Consider the following 17,118-nt stretch of genomic DNA (forward strand, 5'->3'; position numbering starts at 1 on the left):
CAACTACTTCAGAGCCGCTGGATACGAACCGGAGTAAGCTGAAACCGCTCTAGCGAAACGCCCAAGATCCTCCAGACCCGTCACATCGACGCTTGCGCCTCCTGCGAACTCGATGTGGGCCTGCTCGTGCAAGCGAACCCGTCAGCGCCAGGAAGGCGAACGCACGCTGTCCCCGACGCATGCCGGTCGCGGGCATGGTCGCCGGGGTCGGAGCGCGAACCATCGCGTGGTGAAGATCGAAGCGAGTGAGACCGATGTCCTTCAGCGTTGTGCGGACAAACTGAACAGTTCGGCTCTATTCAGATGGGTAGGCGTGCACGTTCAAAGGCATTGAGAAAGCTGGAAAGCACGATGTCCTCCTTTAGAGAGGACTTCTTTTCAGGCAGCTATGTCACTCCGCCATTTCAGGCGGCGCTCATTTCGTTTCGGCTGCAACGTGTCGACCCGTTGCCGTGCGTGGGAGCTTGCGGAAGCGGGCGGGCCGCTTTTTAACGGCTCGGGTTCAGGCAACCGCGACAGCCCACGGGCCACCCGCCCTGTACGGCTCACGATCCCGCGCCTGCCCCTATCACCGGCTCCGATGCTCGTTCGCGGTTGTCTGAACGATCTCGAGCCCGGAGACGAAAAGCTTCGCGGACCCGCTTTCGGCCGATCTCGTCTCGACGTCGCCGCTGAACGACGAGGTCCGAACGCGATGGGGTCCCCGGCGGCGGCAACCTGCCGGAGTACGGCGGCCTGAAGGGCAATCTGGTGAAGCGGCTGAATCGGCGACTACAAGATCGAAGGCCAGCAGCTCTTCTTCCCGAACGCCCAAGGGGCGGGACGGTCATGAGCCGGGCGACCTGGATCGCGACCGCGATCGGTTTGGCCCTCGCGACCTCACGAGGGGCAGGCGTCCGAGCCTGTCCATCTGCACGCGGCCGGCAGTCTCCGGGCTGCCTTGACCGAGGTCGTTCGGGCATTCGAGGCGCGCGAGGGCGGGACCGTCGCGGCGAAGTTCGGCCCGTCCGGCCTTTTGCGTGAGGAAATCGCTGGCGGCGCAAAGGCGGAGGTTTTCGCCTCGGCCAACATGCAGCATCCGGGCTCGCTCGCCGCGTCGGGCAAGGCTGGCCCGACTGTCCTGTTCGCGCGTAATCGCCTGTGCGCTCTGGCTCGCCCCGGTCTGGACGTCACGACAGCCACCCTGCTCGGCCGGATGCTCGATCCGGGCGTGAAGCTCGGAACTTCGACGCCGAAAGCCGACCCGTCCGGCGACTACATACCCTGCTGAGGCCTTAGTGGCTTCCCTCATCACACACTCAAGCCCGACGAGGTTTCACCGGGCGCAGATCCGGGTGCCGGTGGCGTTGCTGACCCAGCAGGCGCGGTCGTTGCGGTCCTGCAGGTAGCGGCCGGGCAGCGGCACGTTTCGTCCCCCCGAGAAGGAGGCGGACGCGAAGGCGTCGCCCGGCTCGTCGACCAACAGCGTGTAGGTGGGCTTGCCCCGCGCCGTGGTCCGGAAGCTGCCCTTGCGGTCCGTCGCCTGGAAGTCGCACGGGTAGCGGCCTTCGTCCGTCGTCTCGCATTGCGCCGGTTTCGCTTCGGCCGTGCCCGCTCCAAGCAGCAGGGCGGCGAAAGCGACTAGGGCGGCTGATCTCATCGGCATCCGTCCTCTCATCGCGGGCATCCCTTCTCCCGCTCGACCCCGGCGATCGTCGCGACGTTGGCGCGCTCGATCCGGTTCAGCGGGACGGCGCCGATATCGGAAAACCGGCAGCCTTCGTTGCCGAAGGCGCTGATCGCCCTTTGCGTCCGAAAACAGTAGCCGTTTTCCTTGTAGATCTCGTTGCGCATCGTCCAGAGGAACTCGCAGTTCGGGCCTCTCCGGAGATCGGCGGGACGGAAGTATGACTGGTTGCTGCAGCCGAACACGTCGTAGCACCCAGCAGATGCTGGGCCGAAGACGGCCCACCAGGTCAGCACCAACACACTCAAGCACAATCGAAACCTCATCTCGCCTCCTGTCCTGTGACCGTCAGGTTCGCGTGGTCGGGGCGGCAACGTCTGGCACAGGTGCGGCGAACCCCTCGATCTCCAGGCGCCTGTAGAAGCCAGCCAAGCGCTCGGCATCCTCCGCGAACCAGCCATGAAGCCTTAACCGGTATTGCGTTCGTGCCGCTAGAGCACCTTCACCTGTTTTCGATTCGAGGCGGGATTCACGGCTGAGCTGAGTCATGCGAGTCAGCTCCGCCGCCCATTCCAGCCGTCGCGCTCAGGGCGACAATCCACTACCGTTCAACCCGGAAAACGCCAATGGGGCTGGCCAGGTGTGTGCATGTTTCAGACGACCCTGAGCCAGCCCAGCGGCGCCAAAGCACTGGAGAAGCCCGCAGGGGTGATCGAACCCGCTGGAGCGGAGGATGGTGAAGCGACTGTCTTCATCTCCTACAGCCGCCGGGACATAGCCTTCCTCGATCGGCTCGATGCCGACCTTCGGGCGCGGGGCGTCAAGACGCTTGTCGACCGCGCCGCGATCGAGATAGGCGAGCCCTGGCACAAGCGGCTTGAGGACCTGATTACGCGGGCCGAGAGCATCGTCTTCGTGCTCTCGCCCGACTCGATCAGCTCCAAGATCTGCGCCTCGGAGGTGGAGTTCGGGCAGCGTCTCGGCAAGCGCTTCATTCCGGTCGTCGCCCGCCAGATCGACGACCGGAGCGTCCCGAAGGCGCTGAGCGAGTTGAACTATGTCTTTCTCTGCGACGAGGACACCTACGACGCGCAGATCGACAGGCTGGTCGGAGCGATCCGCACCGACCTCGCCTGGATGCGGACCCACGCGGATCTCGGCCGGACCGCCGAGGAATGGAACCAGGCGAGCCGGCCACGTGGCCTCCTCCTGGGGGCGACGCGACTTCGAGTGGCCGAGCACTGGATCGCGCACCGCCCAGCCAACGCGCCGCTGCCGACGCAGGACACGCGCGATCTCATCGCCAGGAGCCGCAGCGCCGCTCGTAAGTGGCGCAACGGCCTTCTCGGTGCACTCGTCTTCGGTTTGATCCTCGCCCTCGGGCTCGCGGCCCTCGCCTACGTGCAGCGCCAAGAGGCGATCGCGCAGCGAACGGAGGCGATCGCGCAGCGGGTCATCGCTGAACGACAAACCGCGCTCGCCCTGCAACGCGAACGGGAGGCGCAAGAGCAGCGCGACGTCGCACGGCGCAACTTCGCCATCGCCAAGGATACGATCGATAACGTCATCTTCGACCTGGCGCAGGGACTCCGGAGCGTCGACGGCATCCGCATTTCAGTTCTGCGGACGGTGCTGACACGGGTAGAGGCCGCCATGGGCCGCCTCACCCGAGCCGCACCAGGCGATGCCGATCTTCAACGCAGCCGCTCCGTGATGCTGAACGAGTTCGGAGACACGTACCTCGCGGCTGGCGACGCGCCCGGCGCCGTCGCGGCCTACCAAGAGGCTCTCGACATCATCCGCGCCCTGGCCCGGCGCGATCCTGACAACACCCTGTGGCAGCGCGACCTTGCCTTCAGCCTCGACAGGATCGGCGACCTCAAGCTCAGAGCCGGCGACGCGGCTGGCGCCCTCGCGGCCTATCAGGAGGGCGTCGAACTCCGCCGCTCCCTGATCCGGCGCGATCCCGACAACACCCAAGGGCTGCGCGACCTCGCCATCAGCCTCGACAAGATCGGCGGCCTGAAGCTCAGAGCCGGCGACGCGGCTGGCGCCCTCGCGTTCGATCAATTGGGCCTCTACATCCGCCGCGAGCTGGTCCGGCGCAATCCCGACAACATCCAGTGGCAGAGCGACCTCTCTATCAGCCTCAACAGGATCGGCGACCTGAAGCTCAGGACCGGCGACGCGCCCGGCGCCCTCGCCGCCTATCAGGAGAGCCTCGATATCTCCCGCGCCCTGACCCGGCGCGATTCCGACAGCGCCCTGTGGCAGCGCGACCTTACCATGAGCCTGAACAAGATCGGCGACCTCAAGCTCAATGCCGGCGACACCTCCGGCGCCCTCGCGGCCTACCAGGAGGCCCTCGACATCCGCCGCGCCTTGGCCCGGCGCGATCCCGACAACACTCAGCGGCAGAGCGACGTCTCCGCCAGCCTCGACAGAGCTGGCGACCTCAGGCTTAGAGCCGGCGACGCGCCCGGCGCCCTCGCGGCGCATCAGGAGGCCCTCGACATCCGCCGCGCCCTGGCCCGGCGCGATCCCGACAACACCCAGTGGCAGCGCGACCTCGCCTTCAGCCTCGAAAGGATCGGCGACGCGAAACTCGGGGCCGGCGACGCGCCCGGCGCCCTCGCGGCCTACCAGGAGGGCCTCAACATCGCCCGCGCCCTGGCCCGGCGCGATCCCGACAACATCGAATGGCAGCGCGACCTCTCCGTTCGCCTCCTCAAGATCGGCGGCCTCAAGCTCAGGGCCGATGACGCGCCCCGCGCCCTCGCGGCCTACCAGGAGGCCTTCGACATCCGCCGCGCCTTGGCCCGGCGCGATCCCGACAACACCCAGTGGCAGCGCGACCTCGCCATCAGCCTCGACAGGATCGGCGACCTCAAGCTCAGGGCCGGCGACGTGCCTGGCGCCCTCGCGGCCTATCAGGAGGGCCTTGATGTTCGTCGCGCGCTGACCCGGCGCGATTCCGACAACACCTTGTGGCAAACGGACCTGATTGTGAGCCTTTTCAAGATCGCGTCCGCCGTCACCGATCCCGACCGCAAACGCAAATTCCTCAGCGAAGCACTAGTGATCTTGACCAGATTGGAGAGCAAGGGCCAGATGTCCGAAGATCAAAGAACCTGGCCGGATCTTATTCGAGCCGAATTGCAAAAGCTATGAGCAGATCGTTCAAGAACGCGTGCAGAGGCTTGATAGGTCAACCGCATGTTTTAACCATTTACCTATTCCTCGCTGCGCTGTTCGCGCTTTGGCCGCGTTCCGCAACACGGTTTCTTAACTGCATACTGTTACATGTTCGATCCGCTGCAATCGGGCTGCCCTGGTCTCGAACTCCTCCAGGGCGTTGGGCCTATGAAATGCGCAGCGCAGTCGGACCGACGGTCGGTACCTCGCCGTTGAGTCGGCTACTGCTTCTCCCATCCGTCTGGATCAGCTTCTCGTACTCGGCCTCCGGCCTGCCATAGTCTCTACCCGCGAGCTGTTCGAGCTTGGCGCGGTCGAGCACGGTGATACGACCCCGCCTGGCTTTGATCACCCCGTCGCCTTCAAGGAGGTGCGTAGCAACCGTCAAGGACGCCGACGGGGCCGTGGATCACGCAGCTCGGAACTACGGGGTCATCTACGCGGGCTTGCGGCTCGCGATAATTTTCGAGCTTCTGCGGCGTCCCTGGCGTGACCTTAACGTCCGCCGCGCCGTTGCGAACTGCTTCCGCGACGGCCTGAAGATCAGCCGCCTGCGGGACGCCACGCTGGAGGAGTCCAAGGCGATTCTGCACGAGCCGGCTGCGGAAGGGCGACCTTTCCCCTAAACAGGAGGCGCGACAGGGGGAGCACGTACGCATTCGGTTCACCGAGGGACCTGACGAGTTCGTCGCGGTGCGTTGGACCGAGTTCGCCCGTTGGTTCGGGACAAGGCAGGCACACCTCTACGCCGTCCTCGCCTGGCTCGATGCGCAGGGGGCGCTGAAGAAGGCAGACGCAGGGCCCCGACCAGCATGAGGAAGAGCTCACCCGCGTAGCTCGCCTCCCGCTTCTCCGCCTCGTCGGACCCGGAAACCTCGTCGCCGCCGAGCTGCTTGCTGCCCAGCATGGCGCCGATGGAGGCTGGCACGCTCTGGAGTGCGATCTTGCCGATGATCTCGTTCCACGACATCTCCGGCGCTAGAACAGCGAAGAGCAGCATCGTCACGGTCGAGGTGATCACACCCACGGCGAAAGCTGCCAGGGCATCCATGAGGTCGTCGCGCAACCGGAAGGTCTTCTCGAACCCGGCGAAGTAGGACAGGCCCGAGCACGGCGAGGTCGACGGCCATGAACAGCAGCAGGCGGCCGCGGTCGATCGTGGAACCAAGCGACCACATCTCCTGTGTCATCAGGAGGGGGACGCCGAAAATGACGGCCCCACGGAAGGCGCGGCAGAGACCACGGGCGTAGTCCGCGCTCGTCTGTGTCCTCGTCTCATGGCCGGCGGTCCCGCCGCTTCCCGTCACTTGCTCTTGCCCGAACCCGGCAGGACCGCCCCGATCATCTCGCGAGCGGTGCTGGCCAGGACGCTGCCGAGCTCCGGCTCCCCGGCCAGCATGGCGCCCATGAAGTGGCGGGCCTGCTTCAGCGTGATGTGCGGCGGCAGTGGCGGCACGTTCGGGTCCGTCACCATGTCGAGCACGAAGGGGCGGTCGGCCGAGAGTGCCTCGTCCCAGGCCGCCCCGACCTCCTCCGGGGTCTCGACCCGGCGGCCGCCGAGGCCGATCAGCTTCGCGAACTCGGCGTAGGGAACATCGGGCAAGGCCTGACTCGCCTCCCACTTCGGATCGCCCAGTTGCACCCGCTCCTCCCAGGTCACGTAGGCGAGGTCGCGGTTGTTGAGGACCATCACGACAAGGCGGGGATCGGTCCATCGCTTCCAGTACTTGGCGGCCGTGATCAGCTCGGCCATGCCGTTCATCTGCATGGCTCCGTCGCCCACGAGCGCAATCACCGGCCTCCCCGGGTGGGCGAACTTCGCCGCGATCGCGTAAGGGATCGAGCAGCCCATGGTGGCGAGCGTGCCCGACACCGACCCCATCATCCCCCGCCGGAACTTGAGATCGCGCGCGTACCAGACCGAGGTCGTGCCGCTGTCGGCGGTGACGATGCTGTTGTCCGGCAGGCGTTCGGAGAGCTCGTAGGCGACGCGTTGCGGGTTGATCGGGTCGGCTTCAGCCATCGCCATGCCGCGCGCCCCCTCCCAAGAGGCGGCGGCGTTCTCTTCCACCGTCTCGCGCCAGCTCCGATTGATCATCTACAAGCAAACCGGCAACTTGCGCGCTGTTCAGATCCTGCTGGGGCACACGAAGATCGAGAGCACAGTGCGCTACCTTGGCGGTGACGTTGAGGACGCGCTCGCGCTGGCGGAAGGCACGGAGATCTGAAGCAGGGCTCGTCGACGCTGCATCCGACGAGCCCACCAGATACATGGGCAGGGCTGCGCCCATGGCGGTAGTTCAGCGCCGGTTTGCCGCTTCCTCGAAGCGGACACTCCCGCTCAGAGACGCCAACGCTGCTGTGGCAGTCTCGGGTTCGTGGATGCAGGTCAAGCCGTGCATGAGGCTCGCGATCCTTGTAATTGGTGCTTAAGGTCCTGAAATGGCCCTCAGGCTGAGGCTGCTCGCCTTCTCGTCCTCACTGCCGGCTTGTCGCCGAGCGATCCAGGTTTCGCGTTCTTTAGCAGGACGATTTCCGCTGCGATGCGACGCGCTCGCCCGGCCGTCGTTTTCAGATTGGCGAGGCGGTGCAGGATAGCGTAGCGCTCTGCGGCAAGTAGGGTACTGAAGGCGGCGGACGCCGCGGGCGAGGCATTGAGGGCTACGTTGAGGTCGATCGGCGGCTCGGCGGTGCGTGCTGGCGCGTAGGCCCGGCCCCATCGTCCGTCCGCCCGCGCGGCTTCGATTTCCGCCAGTCCCGCGAGCGTCATTCGACCCCCCGCGACAAGTTCGAGAGCCCGGCTGCGATTTACCTGCGACCAGATGCTGGCGGAGCGCCTCGGTGTGAGCCGTGTCAACCACCGCGATTCGTCGTACGGATGCTGCTGCCCATCGATCCAGCCATGGCAGAGCGCCGCGTCGACTGCCTCGCTTTTCGTTACGCTGACGAGTCCCGATCCCTTTTTCGCAAGCTTGATCCACATGCCGGGCGAGGTACGGGGCTGCGCCGCCAGCCATGCTTCGAGGTCGGCTGCCATCAGGAAGCTCAGGATTGGCAGGCCTAGGCGCAGTTCAGGGCCGATCATTCCTTACCTCCACAATCTGCGACATGTGCAGCTCGTTCGTGACGCCCATGTCACGCATCTTCGCCAACCACCGCCGGCGCAGCAGCACCGGGTGCTCGCGATAGCGCTCGGCGATAAAGTCCACAGTCTCGATCCGATCGGTTCGAAAGATGCGGAAATCCTGCCGCAGCTCGCACCAGGCAATGACGGCCCGCACCGTCGCGACATATCCGATCAGGAAGGGTCGCACGGTTCGGTCTGTCGCGGTGCCCGTCTCGTCGACGTAGCGGACCGCGAGCTTCCGCCCGGTCCGGCACCACTCGCGCAGCTTCGCCATGTCGATCCGCTCATCGTCGGACCGGTCTCGCGGCGGCGTTCCGACAACCGGATCGTCGATGATCGGGCGAAGGTCCTCCGGCACGATCGCGGCAACCTTAGCGAGGACGTCGAGGGCGGCTCGGGCCAGATCAACATCGGCATGCGCGACGACCCACTGACAGCCCAGCGCGACCGCCTCGACCTCGTCGACCGTCAGCATCAGCGGCGGAAGATCGAAGCCCTTCTCCAGAACGTAGCCGATCCCAGCCTCGCCCTGATCGGCACCCGCTGGGCCATCAAGGCGCCGATGTCGCGGTAAATGGTGCGCTTGCTAGTCTCGAGCTCGTTGGCGATCACGTCAGCGGTCAGCGGACGCGATGCCCGGCGCAGGACCTGGATGATCTCAAAGAGGCGGTCGGCCCTGCGCATCGGCTCAGTTCCTCGGAGCATGGGGAGGGCGGACAGCTGTCTATCTCTGCGCCGTCCGCCACAACGTGGCCCGCGGTAGGCGTTACGACATCGCGACAAGGATGACGCACGACATCAGGCTACCGATAACGAACATCGGCGCGTTTATGAGGGCGTATTGGAAGGGTCGCGGGAAGAGCGGATTGATCGCGATGTTGACGGTCATGGCAACCAGATAGCCGACTCCTACCACGAGACCCAGCAGAAGAGCGTCGCCATAGTTCGCGATGCCAAGCGCCCGAAGCAGCAAGGCGGTCGTGGCGATGTTCAGAGCACTGCAGACAAACGGGCCGACGATGAACAGCAGCCCCGGCTTCTGCGGCGCCCGGTCGGCGATACCGAGTGCCAGGGCGTACTGTTTACCAAACAGCGCCATAAACCAGACCCCGCCGAGCGCGAAATGAGCGATGCTGGCGACTATCACGGCTGGCCAGTTCACCTGCGAGAATGCTTCAATCATAGCTTTCACTCCACCTTAGGGGTAGTCGACGGCGGGCTTCTGGACGCGGCTCGTCGAGCGGTGTGGAGATGATTTACGCGAGGTCTGCTGCCACCGTGGTGTCAGCAGCCTTGCCCGGTGCTGGCATATTTTCGATTACATCGGTGACGTCAGCCTCGCGCCCATTCCGGAAGCTCATGCGTTAGCCGGCAAGCCCCCCGAGGCAGACATACATTCGTGAGCGCCAATGCACTTGGCGATCGCGGGAGAGCTTGCGTCGGGAGTTCGCTCTGCGAGCTCTGCCCGGATATGCGAGTCTCCACCTCGGGCCCGACCTCCGCCTGTTCGGCCAGTTCGTCGGGGCCTGGGCGGACCGAAGCCGCCTGACGAAGGGCCCGGTTGACGAGACCGGCGCCGACCTCCTCCAGGGCTTCGCGGCTTGGCGGCTGCCGAACGATGGCGGAACCACAGTCACGTTCCAGGGCGGACGCCAGCTCATGGCCTATGGGTCCGAGCGGCTGATCGGGCTCCGCCTCGGACCCAACGTGCCGCTCGCCTTCGACGGCGGCCTTGCCCGCCTGGACGCCAGCGATTGGAAAGCAGACGCCTTCTTAATTCGGCCGGTCGAGAACAACCTGCACGGCTTCGATGACCGCACCGATGGTGGGCGGCGAGCCTACGGCCTCTACGCGACGCGCCAGCTTCCCGAGATCGGCCCAGGATCGAGGCTCGATCTGTACTGGATCGGCTACCACCGCGCGGCGGCGCGCTTCGACGCCGGAACCGGGACCGAGGACCGGCACACGCTCGGGACACGCCTGTTCGGACGCTCCGGAAACTGGAGCTGGAACCACGAGGCGATGCTGCAGTTCGGCCGCTTCCGCGGGGGCGATATACTGGCCTGGTCGGTCGCGACGGACACGCGCTACACGTTCCGGGACGCGCCGCTCGCGCCGTTCACCTTCGCAAAAGCACGCGCGATCGCGGCGTGCCATGCTCGTCCGAGTGACCGGAACCGGAGCTGAGCGACGCCGTCGCCCACGCGCCGCATCGTCCCTGACGCTGTCACACCGGACGGGACGACCCCCGGTCAGCCCTTGGCAGCGATGGCCGCCAGTTCTTCAAGGTCGAGATGGCGCTCGAGGTCGTGCAGCGTTTCGTCGTCGATCTGCCGGGCGCGGTGAAGGCGGACGAGTTCGGCGCGCCCGGCAGCTACGGCGGACAGGACCACGTCGAAATGGGCGGCGATGCTTTCGTCCCGCTCTTCGTCGGTTCCGGGGAACTCCGCCGAGATCGTCGCGCGGCGCCGGTAGCTGTCGAGCAGGCGCGGATGCAGGAGCGAGCCATCCGGTCCGATGGCTTCGCGCTCGACCGCGGCGTACTGCGCCTGGAGCATGGCGGCCTCTGCCGCGAAGAGGTCGAGCGGCGGCCTGGCGCGCTCGTCTTCGCGCAGGCCTGCCCAGCGGATCACTTGTCCGAGAGTGGTGCCTTGAACGAGAACGGTCACCAGGATGGCCGCAAAGGCTGTGACCAGCATCAAGTCCCGTCCCGGCATCTTCTCCGGAACGCTGAGCGCCGCAGCGAGAGTCACGACGCCGCGCATGCCCGCCCAGCTCATCACGCTCGCGGCCGGTGCTCCCAGCGGCTGGACGCCGCGCCAGCCTCTCCGGCCCAAGATGGCGAGAAGCGCGTCCGCCCCGAATATCCACGCGAAGCGGGCGATCGTCATCGTGGCGACAACGGCGGCCACCGGCCAGGCGAAGTCACCGATGACCACGCCAATACCTCCGACCCGGTCGATCAGATCGCGCAACGACAAGCCGATCAGGATGAACACGGCGGCTTCGAGAAGGAAGATCAACACCTGCCAGAACGCAACGCTGCGGAGCCGGACACTCGCCGTGAGAATGACGTGCTGGTACCAGCCACAGACGAGGCCCGCCGTCACAGTGGCAACCACACCGGACACGTGCACAGCCTCGGCTGCGAGATAGCTGACCCAGCAGACCAGCACGGAAGCGGCGATCATCAGGTAGTCGTCACGAAGCCGGCGCAGGAGCAGAGCCCAAACGGCTCCGATTGCACCGCCGACCAGCAGGCCGCCGCCGACCAGGACCGCGAACGTTCCGACCGCTTCGCCGATGCTGAAGGTTCCGGTGAGAACGGCCGCCACCGCGAAGCGAAAGAGCACGAGCCCGGTGGCATCGTTCAGGAGGCTTTCGCCTTCGAGCAGCGTACTCAGCCGGCGAGGCAGCTTGACCCGTTGCAGGATGGCACGGGCCGAAACAGCATCGGGGGGCGACACGATGGCTCCGAGTACGACGCATGCTGCCCAGGGCAGATCCAGCATGACTTGCTTTGCGACGAACGCCACGACGAAGGCGGTGAACAGCACCGCGCCGACCGCGAGGGACGTGATTCCGAGGAGATGACGACGAAACGGCGCCAGGGCGGTGAACCAGGCGCCGTCCATGAGGAGCGGCGGAAGAAAAATCACCAGAACCAGTTCGGGGTCGAGCTTGACCGGCGGCAGGCCGGGAACGAAGGCCAGTGCGCCGCCCCCGACGAGAAGAGCGACCGCGGGCGGGAGCCTGAGGCGGGCGGCCGCATACTGAAGCACCAGCACCGCCACGAACATGCCGATGATCAGTTCGAAGGTCTCAACCGGATGCATACCGTGCCAAGCTTCTGAAAGGAGCCGCCGAGCTGTCTCTCAGGGTCAGGGCGGCGTCAATGCGAGAGCTCAGAGTCCTTGAATCCGAGAGCGTTATCGCACTTCGTCGGGTTGTAAGGACCGGACAGCGCGGCGGGCACAACAAGAGGGCCTTTGCGGGTCGAAACGGACCCGATTGCTACGTCTGCTTCACCGCCGCGGAGCCCCGAAGTGGTCATTCCGCTGTCGGCCAGGACACGCCCCGACGGCTTCGCGCCCCTGTCGGTCGTTGAGGGCCGGCTCCGTGCTCCTCCGAGCGGACATGCGCCGAACTGGTGATGCCCGACACGAATATGGGACTTACCGCAGCCCTCAACAGAGAGAGCTGCGTCGCTGCTTCAGCTGCGCCGTGCGAAGCCGGCGATCTCGGTCAAGGTGCTGAGCACGCGTGTGCTCCCCCGCTTCGTGCCAGGGACGACTTGCCCGGGCCCCCGCTCAGAAAGCGACGGGACCTACTGACCCAACCCAGCTACGGACCTTCAACCGATCGACACGATCCATGTAGAAGAAGTGGGTCATCACAGGCCTGACGACCGGCTTGCTTGGATCGTCAGGCGTCATGGTGACAATTCCCCGAAACACTTTCAGATCGCCGCCATCCCAATATTCGGTCACGTCGTGGTGCGCCGTGAAGCCCGTATCGATGAATTTGCGCAGGTTGTCCCGGATAGCTTCGCGACCGTTCCACTCGGCAACGCCGAGCCGGCAGGTGGCGTCCTCGGCGAAGCAATCGAAGCCCTTGCCCCAGGTCTTGTCGTCGATCTCCTTCCAGAAGGTCAGAAGCCATTCTGGCGGATCAACTTTCACGAATGTCATGGTCGTCATGTTGTTTTCCTCGATGTGAAGAGTGGTGGTTTTGGGCTTGGCCGATGCGGCGAAGGTGGAGGGAAGCGCCACCGTGGCCGTGACCCCCATCAGGAGGCTCCGCCGGTCCAATCTCGACATGCTCATGCAGTTTACCGGTCCGCGAGCGTCCGTCGCGCCCGCACTGGGTGCCGACCTCGCCTCGGCTCCTCTGTCCGGAGCGCCGCCATTGTTGGTCGCAGACGGTCATTGCTGCAATTACGTCTGAGGTCATTGACAGGGCCGGCTGGCATGATTGTCTGACCGTTGCGGCGCTGCACTTTGGAAGGGCAGGCGCCCGGATTGATCGACCGAGCCGAGCATGGCGGACGCGGGAATGTCGAAGCGAGAACGCGTCGAGGAGTTGGGAGTGCTTCTGCGCGGCTGGCGCGGAGTGCGGGGACGCACCCAGCTCGAGCTCTCGTTCGAGTCCGGCATCTCGCAACGGCACATCAGCTTCGTCGAGACTGGCCGCAGCATTCCCGGCCGGCGAACGCTGATGGAGCTCGCACAGGCGCTGGACGTGCCCTTTCGCGAGCGCAACGCGCTGCTCCTCGCGGCCGGGTACGCGCCGGTCTACGCCGAGAGCGCCTGGGACGCCCCCGAGATGGGGAGCCTCAACGCTGCGCTGCAGCGCATGCTCCGCCAGCACGATCCCTACCCGGCCATCGTCATGGACCGGTACTGGAACGTCGTCATGGCCAACGACGCCGCGCCGCGCTTCTTCGGCTCATTCATCGATATGTCGGCGCGCAAGGGGCCGCGCAACATGTTGCTCCTAATCTTCGATCCGGAGGGAATGCGCCCCTTCGTTCACGATTGGGACTCGGTCGCGCGAGCCCTCGTCGAACGCGTCCGTCGCGAGGCGGTGGGGCGCGTGATCGACGAACCGACGAAGGAATTGCTTGCGTCCTTGATGAGCTATCCGAACGTGAGGGCGGATTGGGACCGATCCGGTCCGGTGGGCCCGACACCGGTCATCCCGCTCGGCTTCGTCAAGGACGGGCTCGTGCTGAACTACTTCTCGATCGTATCCACGGTCGGCACGCCGCAGACGATCACGGCGCAGGAACTGCGGATCGAGTGCATGTTCCCGGCCGACCACGCGACCGAAGCCCGTCACGCCGCCATCATGGCCGCCGCCGCGCCCACCTCCGGCGCTCTTGCCTGATGGCGGCGGTGGAGCAAGGGTGGCCTGAGCGCCAGCTTTCGGAGCCGCTCGTGGGACCAGTCGGCGCGTCGCTTGGCGCGCCGACGAGGGCGTCAGGCCATCAGGTGCTGGCCCAGGAACGCGACGGCACGGTCCCAGGCGAGTTCCGCGGCCGCACGGTCGTGAACGGACACGCGTTGCTCGTTGGCGAAGGCATGGTCGGCGTCGTAGCGGAAGAACTCGTAACCCCTGCCTGCCTCCTTCAACTTGGCCTCGAAGGCATCGACCGTCTCGGGCGTGCACCAATCGTCACGATTAGCGAAATGACCCTGGAGCGGGACATCGATTTGCTCGGGTCGGATGACGCCGTCGGGCGGGAGGCCATAGAACGCCACGCAGGCCGAGAGCCCCGGGATGGTCGCGGCCCCGATCACGGTGATCGCGCCACCCATGCAGAACCCGGTCAGGCCGACCGGGGCTCCGTTCCGCTCGAGAAATTGAGCCGCACCGCCGACGTCCTGTGAGGTGGCTGCCTGGAAGTCGAGGGATTGCATCTCCTGCGCGGCGGCTTCCGCGTCATGGTAGGGGACGATCGTGCCCTGGTAGAGGTCGGGAGCGAGCGCCGTGAAGCCGGCCAGCGCGAACCGGTCGCACGTCGCTTTGATCTGGTCCGACAGGCCCCACCATTCCTGGATAACGACGAGGCCCGGCCCGTCGCCGCGGCCCGACAGGGCCAGGTAGCCTGTCGCATCGCCGCCGTCTGGCCGCTTGAAGGTGATCGAGGTGCCCATTTGAAAATCTCCGTTCGAGGATCGTTCAGTTCACGTGCGTGGCCGCCGAGCCGGGCAGCCGCGCCGGCTCGTGGGAAGGGGGCGGCACCGGCTCGCTCCGGAACCCAGCGGTCCATCTCACGTCCAGCTGCCGTGCGACGCTGTCAGCCACGATCTCGGCGGTCGCCGCCGAGAGGGTCCAACCGAGATGGCCGTGTCCGGTGTTGTAGAAGACGCCCGGACGCTTGCCGGGCCCGACGCGCGGCATCATGTCGGGCATCATCGGGCGTAGGCCCGCCCACGCGACGACCTGGTCGGTCGGCACGGCCGGGAACCATAAACGCGTCCAAGCGATCAGCGGCGCGATTCGGTCGACGCGGATGTCGCGGTTGAAGCCGCTGAACTCCGCCGTGCCGGCGACCCGGAATCGGTCGTCGCCGAGCCGGCTCGTCACGATCTTCGCGGCATCGTCGAGCAGGCTCACCTCGGGTGCGGCGTCGCGCGCGGCGGGGTGCTCGAGGTGGACGGTGATGGAGTAGCCTTTTACCGGATAGACGTTCAGCCGGTCGCCGAGGCGGGCCCCGAGACGGCGGCTCGCCGTTCCCGCGCAGAGTACGACGGCGTCGGACGTCACTATGTTGGTGTCAACGGCGTTCGAACCGGACCGGCAGGTCAGCGAGACGGATCGGTCGCCCGCCTTCGCGTCGGTAACGGCCGTGTCGTAGCGGAAGACTACGCCCCGACGGGCGCAGGCCTCGGCCAGCCCACGCGTGAACTTGTGGATGTCTCCGGTCGCGTCAGACGGCGTGAAGTAGCCGCCATAGGGCACCTTCCCGAGCGCGGGTTCGATCGTAGCGATCTCGTCGGGCGTGACCGGGACGCGGTCCAGCCCTCCCTCCCGTAGCAGGCGGTTACCCGCCTTCGCCTGCTCGAACGACGGCCTGTCGGCGTAGATGTGCAGGAAACGTACCGTCGACCCCTGCCAGCGCCGAGAAGGGCGGATTCATGAGGACGATGCTCGGCCGGACGGCCGCGTCGAGGTGGTCGTTGATCTGCGCCGCGTCATGACGCGTCACGCCGACGCCGGGGAACAAGCGTCCGAGCAGGTCGGCGCGGGTGTCCGCGAGCTCGTTCAGAACGACGTGAGCGCCAGCCAGCTCGGCGAAGATCGCGAGGAGCCCGGTTCCGGCTGAAGGCTCGAGCACGAGGTCGCCAGGCGTGACCGCGGCCGCCGCGGCCGCGACGTGCGCGAGCCCGATCGGCGTCGAAAACTGCTGGAGGGCTTGGCTATCCTCCGAGCGCCGCGTCTGCGTCGGCAGGAGGGCTGCGACCCTGGCCAGCATGGCGCCGAGCGCGGCCGGGTCGCGGGCCTGGGCCCGCATAGTTCGGCCGAACCTGCGCAGGAACAGGACCTGAGCGGCCTCGCAGGCCTCGTAGGCATCCTTCCACGTCCAGAGGCCCTCTGCGTCCGAGCCACCGAAGGAAGTCTCCATGGCGGCCCGCAGCGTCCGCGCGTCGATCGCGCCGCCTCGCGCTAGCGTCGGCAGGAGCGCCTGAGCGACGGAGACGATCTTGTCGGCACGGCTGGTCTCGGCGTCGGACGGAATGCCGGTGGGAGGGGAGGGCAGATCGGCAATGACGATGGCGGCGGACATGGAGGACCTCGGGATGTGCGGTGGGCGAGCCTGCGGGCGCTCTCTCGATCTCGCCTCGGCTCACCCCCTTCCCGGCCTCCCTCTCCCTCTCGAGCCCGACGGCCCCGACCGGGCACTCAGCTGACCACAAAGAATAAGGGCCCGGCGCAACGCGCCGGACCCTTCTGCGGACGGATACCTGCATCGGTCTGCTCAGCCGTCCTGCAGCCTATATTCCCGACGTCTCAGGCTCGGGATCCTGTACGGACCGCCACCCTCTGGGTCACGGAACAGCAGCGTCCGTGGGCTCCGCGGGTTCGCGACAGCCACGAGCCGGTCGTAGCGTCGGCCGTCCATCCCGACGAGCGGCTGGTCGAAGACGACCGTCTGCCCCGGCCGAGGGCGCGGCTTCGCGGATCGCTCTCTCCGGCAAGCGGCATTCGCGCGACAAAGCGCCCGCCAGGCCAGGGCATATTCCCCGTTCGTCGGGGTCAGTAGGTCGAGGATGGCCTCGGGGCACTCGGACTGACCGGCCCCATGACCTCGTCCATGTCCTTGTAGCCGAACACCTTGCCCTCGCGGTCATTCGGGTTGTAGCGGACGAGGCAGACGATCGCGGAGACGCTGCGGTCGCCATCCTCGAGGACCCGCTCGATGGCGGCGTAGTAGGTGCGCAGGCGCAGCAGCGCCGAGCGGAGCACGCGGCAGCGCGCCCCTGGCCGATCGAAGGTGAATTGCGCGTCGAGGTATTGTCGCGGCCCGGCGTGGAAACCGAGCGAGCGCATGTAGAGCCACCCTCCGGACCCCACCCAGACCCACGACGCTGGCCCGGGTCCCTGGGGTCCTCCGCCCATGGCG

17 protein-coding genes and 3 pseudogenes are annotated in these 17,118 nt (G+C 66.4%); 6 read left to right on the plus strand and 14 right to left on the minus strand.

Annotated features, from left to right (window positions below; all coding sequences use genetic code 11):
* Positions 1-910: 910 nt before the first annotated feature.
* Complete coding sequence (locus ACFE87_RS16720) at positions 911-1,270, plus strand: substrate-binding domain-containing protein (protein ID WP_375460829.1); 360 nt, start codon at positions 911-913, stop codon at positions 1,268-1,270.
* Between the two features lie 45 nt (positions 1,271-1,315).
* Here ACFE87_RS16720 and ACFE87_RS16725 read toward each other — a convergent pair whose 3' ends face one another.
* Positions 1,316-1,639, minus strand: coding sequence for a hypothetical protein (locus ACFE87_RS16725; protein ID WP_375460789.1), 324 nt, complete (start codon positions 1,637-1,639; stop codon positions 1,316-1,318).
* Between the two features lie 14 nt (positions 1,640-1,653).
* Positions 1,654-1,968 (minus strand): YARHG domain-containing protein, encoded by a 315-nt coding sequence (locus tag ACFE87_RS16730; RefSeq protein WP_375460830.1) that lies wholly within the window; start codon positions 1,966-1,968, stop codon positions 1,654-1,656.
* 346 nt (positions 1,969-2,314) lie between these two features.
* On the opposite strand from ACFE87_RS16730, the gene ACFE87_RS16735 reads away from it, so the two are divergent.
* A complete protein-coding gene (locus ACFE87_RS16735; RefSeq protein ID WP_375460790.1) occupies positions 2,315-4,837 on the plus strand; it encodes a TIR domain-containing protein in 2,523 nt (840 codons plus the stop codon).
* 428 nt (positions 4,838-5,265) lie between these two features.
* Positions 5,266-5,487, plus strand: coding sequence for a hypothetical protein (locus tag ACFE87_RS16740; RefSeq protein ID WP_375460791.1), 222 nt, complete (start codon positions 5,266-5,268; stop codon positions 5,485-5,487).
* A 38-nt stretch (positions 5,488-5,525) separates the two neighbouring features.
* On the opposite strand, the gene ACFE87_RS16745 is transcribed toward ACFE87_RS16740, so the two are convergent.
* Together ACFE87_RS16745 and ACFE87_RS16750 are read right to left on the minus strand one after the other, a co-directional pair.
* A complete protein-coding gene (locus tag ACFE87_RS16745; RefSeq protein ID WP_375460792.1) occupies positions 5,526-5,927 on the minus strand; it encodes a DUF2391 family protein in 402 nt (133 codons plus the stop codon).
* A 237-nt stretch (positions 5,928-6,164) separates the two neighbouring features.
* Complete coding sequence (locus ACFE87_RS16750; protein WP_375460793.1) at positions 6,165-6,890, minus strand: thiamine pyrophosphate-dependent enzyme; 726 nt, start codon at positions 6,888-6,890, stop codon at positions 6,165-6,167.
* 64 nt (positions 6,891-6,954) lie between these two features.
* On the opposite strand from ACFE87_RS16750, the pseudogene ACFE87_RS16755 reads away from it, so the two are divergent.
* Positions 6,955-7,089: pseudogene (locus ACFE87_RS16755) on the plus strand (integrase); the annotation flags it as partial.
* 221 nt (positions 7,090-7,310) lie between these two features.
* On the opposite strand, the gene ACFE87_RS16760 reads toward ACFE87_RS16755, so the two are convergent.
* The 3 genes and pseudogenes from ACFE87_RS16760 to ACFE87_RS16770 form a co-directional block, all read right to left on the minus strand.
* A complete protein-coding gene (locus ACFE87_RS16760) occupies positions 7,311-7,946 on the minus strand; it encodes a YdeI family protein (RefSeq protein WP_375460794.1) in 636 nt (211 codons plus the stop codon).
* Positions 7,933-8,672, minus strand: a pseudogene (locus tag ACFE87_RS16765) (helix-turn-helix transcriptional regulator). The gene ACFE87_RS16760 and the pseudogene ACFE87_RS16765 overlap by 14 nt, the downstream one beginning before the upstream one ends.
* 82 nt (positions 8,673-8,754) lie before the next feature.
* Positions 8,755-9,171: a DUF1761 domain-containing protein gene (locus tag ACFE87_RS16770; RefSeq protein WP_375460795.1), complete on the minus strand. Its 417-nt coding sequence runs from the start codon at positions 9,169-9,171 to the stop codon at positions 8,755-8,757.
* 212 nt (positions 9,172-9,383) lie between these two features.
* Between ACFE87_RS16770 and ACFE87_RS16775 the strand changes: the two genes are divergently transcribed.
* The gene (locus ACFE87_RS16775) at positions 9,384-10,175 is read left to right on the plus strand and encodes an alginate export family protein (RefSeq protein WP_375460831.1); all 792 of its coding nucleotides are present in this window, start codon (positions 9,384-9,386) and stop codon (positions 10,173-10,175) included.
* A gap of 65 nt (positions 10,176-10,240) precedes the next feature.
* Here the strand turns inward: ACFE87_RS16775 and ACFE87_RS16780 are convergent, their stop codons facing one another.
* Positions 10,241-11,824, minus strand: a complete 1,584-nt coding sequence (locus ACFE87_RS16780; protein ID WP_375460796.1) for a Na+/H+ antiporter — start codon at positions 11,822-11,824, stop codon at positions 10,241-10,243.
* A gap of 474 nt (positions 11,825-12,298) precedes the next feature.
* Positions 12,299-12,688, minus strand: a complete 390-nt coding sequence (locus tag ACFE87_RS16785; RefSeq protein ID WP_375460832.1) for a nuclear transport factor 2 family protein — start codon at positions 12,686-12,688, stop codon at positions 12,299-12,301.
* Positions 12,689-13,043: 355 nt separating this feature from the next.
* Between ACFE87_RS16785 and ACFE87_RS16790 the strand changes: the two genes are divergently transcribed.
* Positions 13,044-13,877, plus strand: coding sequence for a helix-turn-helix domain-containing protein (locus ACFE87_RS16790; protein WP_375460797.1), 834 nt, complete (start codon positions 13,044-13,046; stop codon positions 13,875-13,877).
* 92 nt (positions 13,878-13,969) lie between these two features.
* Here ACFE87_RS16790 and ACFE87_RS16795 read toward each other — a convergent pair whose 3' ends face one another.
* From ACFE87_RS16795 to ACFE87_RS16815, 5 genes and pseudogenes are all read right to left on the minus strand, one after another.
* Positions 13,970-14,647: a dienelactone hydrolase family protein gene (locus tag ACFE87_RS16795; RefSeq protein WP_375460798.1), complete on the minus strand. Its 678-nt coding sequence runs from the start codon at positions 14,645-14,647 to the stop codon at positions 13,970-13,972.
* 25 nt (positions 14,648-14,672) lie between these two features.
* Positions 14,673-15,587: pseudogene (locus ACFE87_RS16800) on the minus strand (FAD-dependent oxidoreductase); the annotation flags it as partial.
* Entirely contained in the window at positions 15,538-16,281 is a 744-nt protein-coding gene (locus ACFE87_RS16805) for a hypothetical protein (RefSeq protein WP_375460799.1), read from the minus strand. The gene ACFE87_RS16805 and the pseudogene ACFE87_RS16800, both read right to left, overlap by 50 nt.
* A 192-nt stretch (positions 16,282-16,473) precedes the next feature.
* Positions 16,474-16,767: a DUF6927 domain-containing protein gene (locus ACFE87_RS16810; RefSeq protein ID WP_375460833.1), complete on the minus strand. Its 294-nt coding sequence runs from the start codon at positions 16,765-16,767 to the stop codon at positions 16,474-16,476.
* Complete coding sequence (locus ACFE87_RS16815; RefSeq protein WP_375460800.1) at positions 16,752-17,045, minus strand: hypothetical protein; 294 nt, start codon at positions 17,043-17,045, stop codon at positions 16,752-16,754. The genes ACFE87_RS16810 and ACFE87_RS16815 overlap by 16 nt, the downstream gene beginning before the upstream one ends.
* Positions 17,046-17,118: the final 73 nt, after the last annotated feature.

The organism is uncultured Enterovirga sp., from assembly GCF_964242715.1.
GTDB lineage: Bacteria > Pseudomonadota > Alphaproteobacteria > Rhizobiales > Beijerinckiaceae > Enterovirga.

Bases quoted from the DNA above. Each gene is read 5' to 3' on its own strand.
- ACFE87_RS16725 (WP_375460789.1), bottom strand. From the start codon at position 1,639: ATGAGATCAGCCGCCCTAGTCGCTTTCGCCGCCCTGCTGCTTGGAGCG.
- ACFE87_RS16760 (WP_375460794.1), bottom strand. From the start codon at position 7,946: ATGATCGGCCCTGAACTGCGCCTAGGCCTGCCAATCCTGAGCTTCCTG.
- ACFE87_RS16815 (WP_375460800.1), bottom strand. From the start codon at position 17,045: ATGCGCTCGCTCGGTTTCCACGCCGGGCCGCGACAATACCTCGACGCG.
- ACFE87_RS16805 (WP_375460799.1), bottom strand. From the start codon at position 16,281: ATGTCCGCCGCCATCGTCATTGCCGATCTGCCCTCCCCTCCCACCGGC.
- ACFE87_RS16770 (WP_375460795.1), bottom strand. From the start codon at position 9,171: ATGATTGAAGCATTCTCGCAGGTGAACTGGCCAGCCGTGATAGTCGCC.
- ACFE87_RS16785 (WP_375460832.1), bottom strand. From the start codon at position 12,688: ATGACGACCATGACATTCGTGAAAGTTGATCCGCCAGAATGGCTTCTG.
- ACFE87_RS16735 (WP_375460790.1), top strand. From the start codon at position 2,315: ATGTTTCAGACGACCCTGAGCCAGCCCAGCGGCGCCAAAGCACTGGAG.
- ACFE87_RS16795 (WP_375460798.1), bottom strand. From the start codon at position 14,647: ATGGGCACCTCGATCACCTTCAAGCGGCCAGACGGCGGCGATGCGACA.
- ACFE87_RS16780 (WP_375460796.1), bottom strand. From the start codon at position 11,824: ATGCATCCGGTTGAGACCTTCGAACTGATCATCGGCATGTTCGTGGCG.
- ACFE87_RS16750 (WP_375460793.1), bottom strand. From the start codon at position 6,890: ATGGCGATGGCTGAAGCCGACCCGATCAACCCGCAACGCGTCGCCTAC.
- ACFE87_RS16790 (WP_375460797.1), top strand. From the start codon at position 13,044: ATGTCGAAGCGAGAACGCGTCGAGGAGTTGGGAGTGCTTCTGCGCGGC.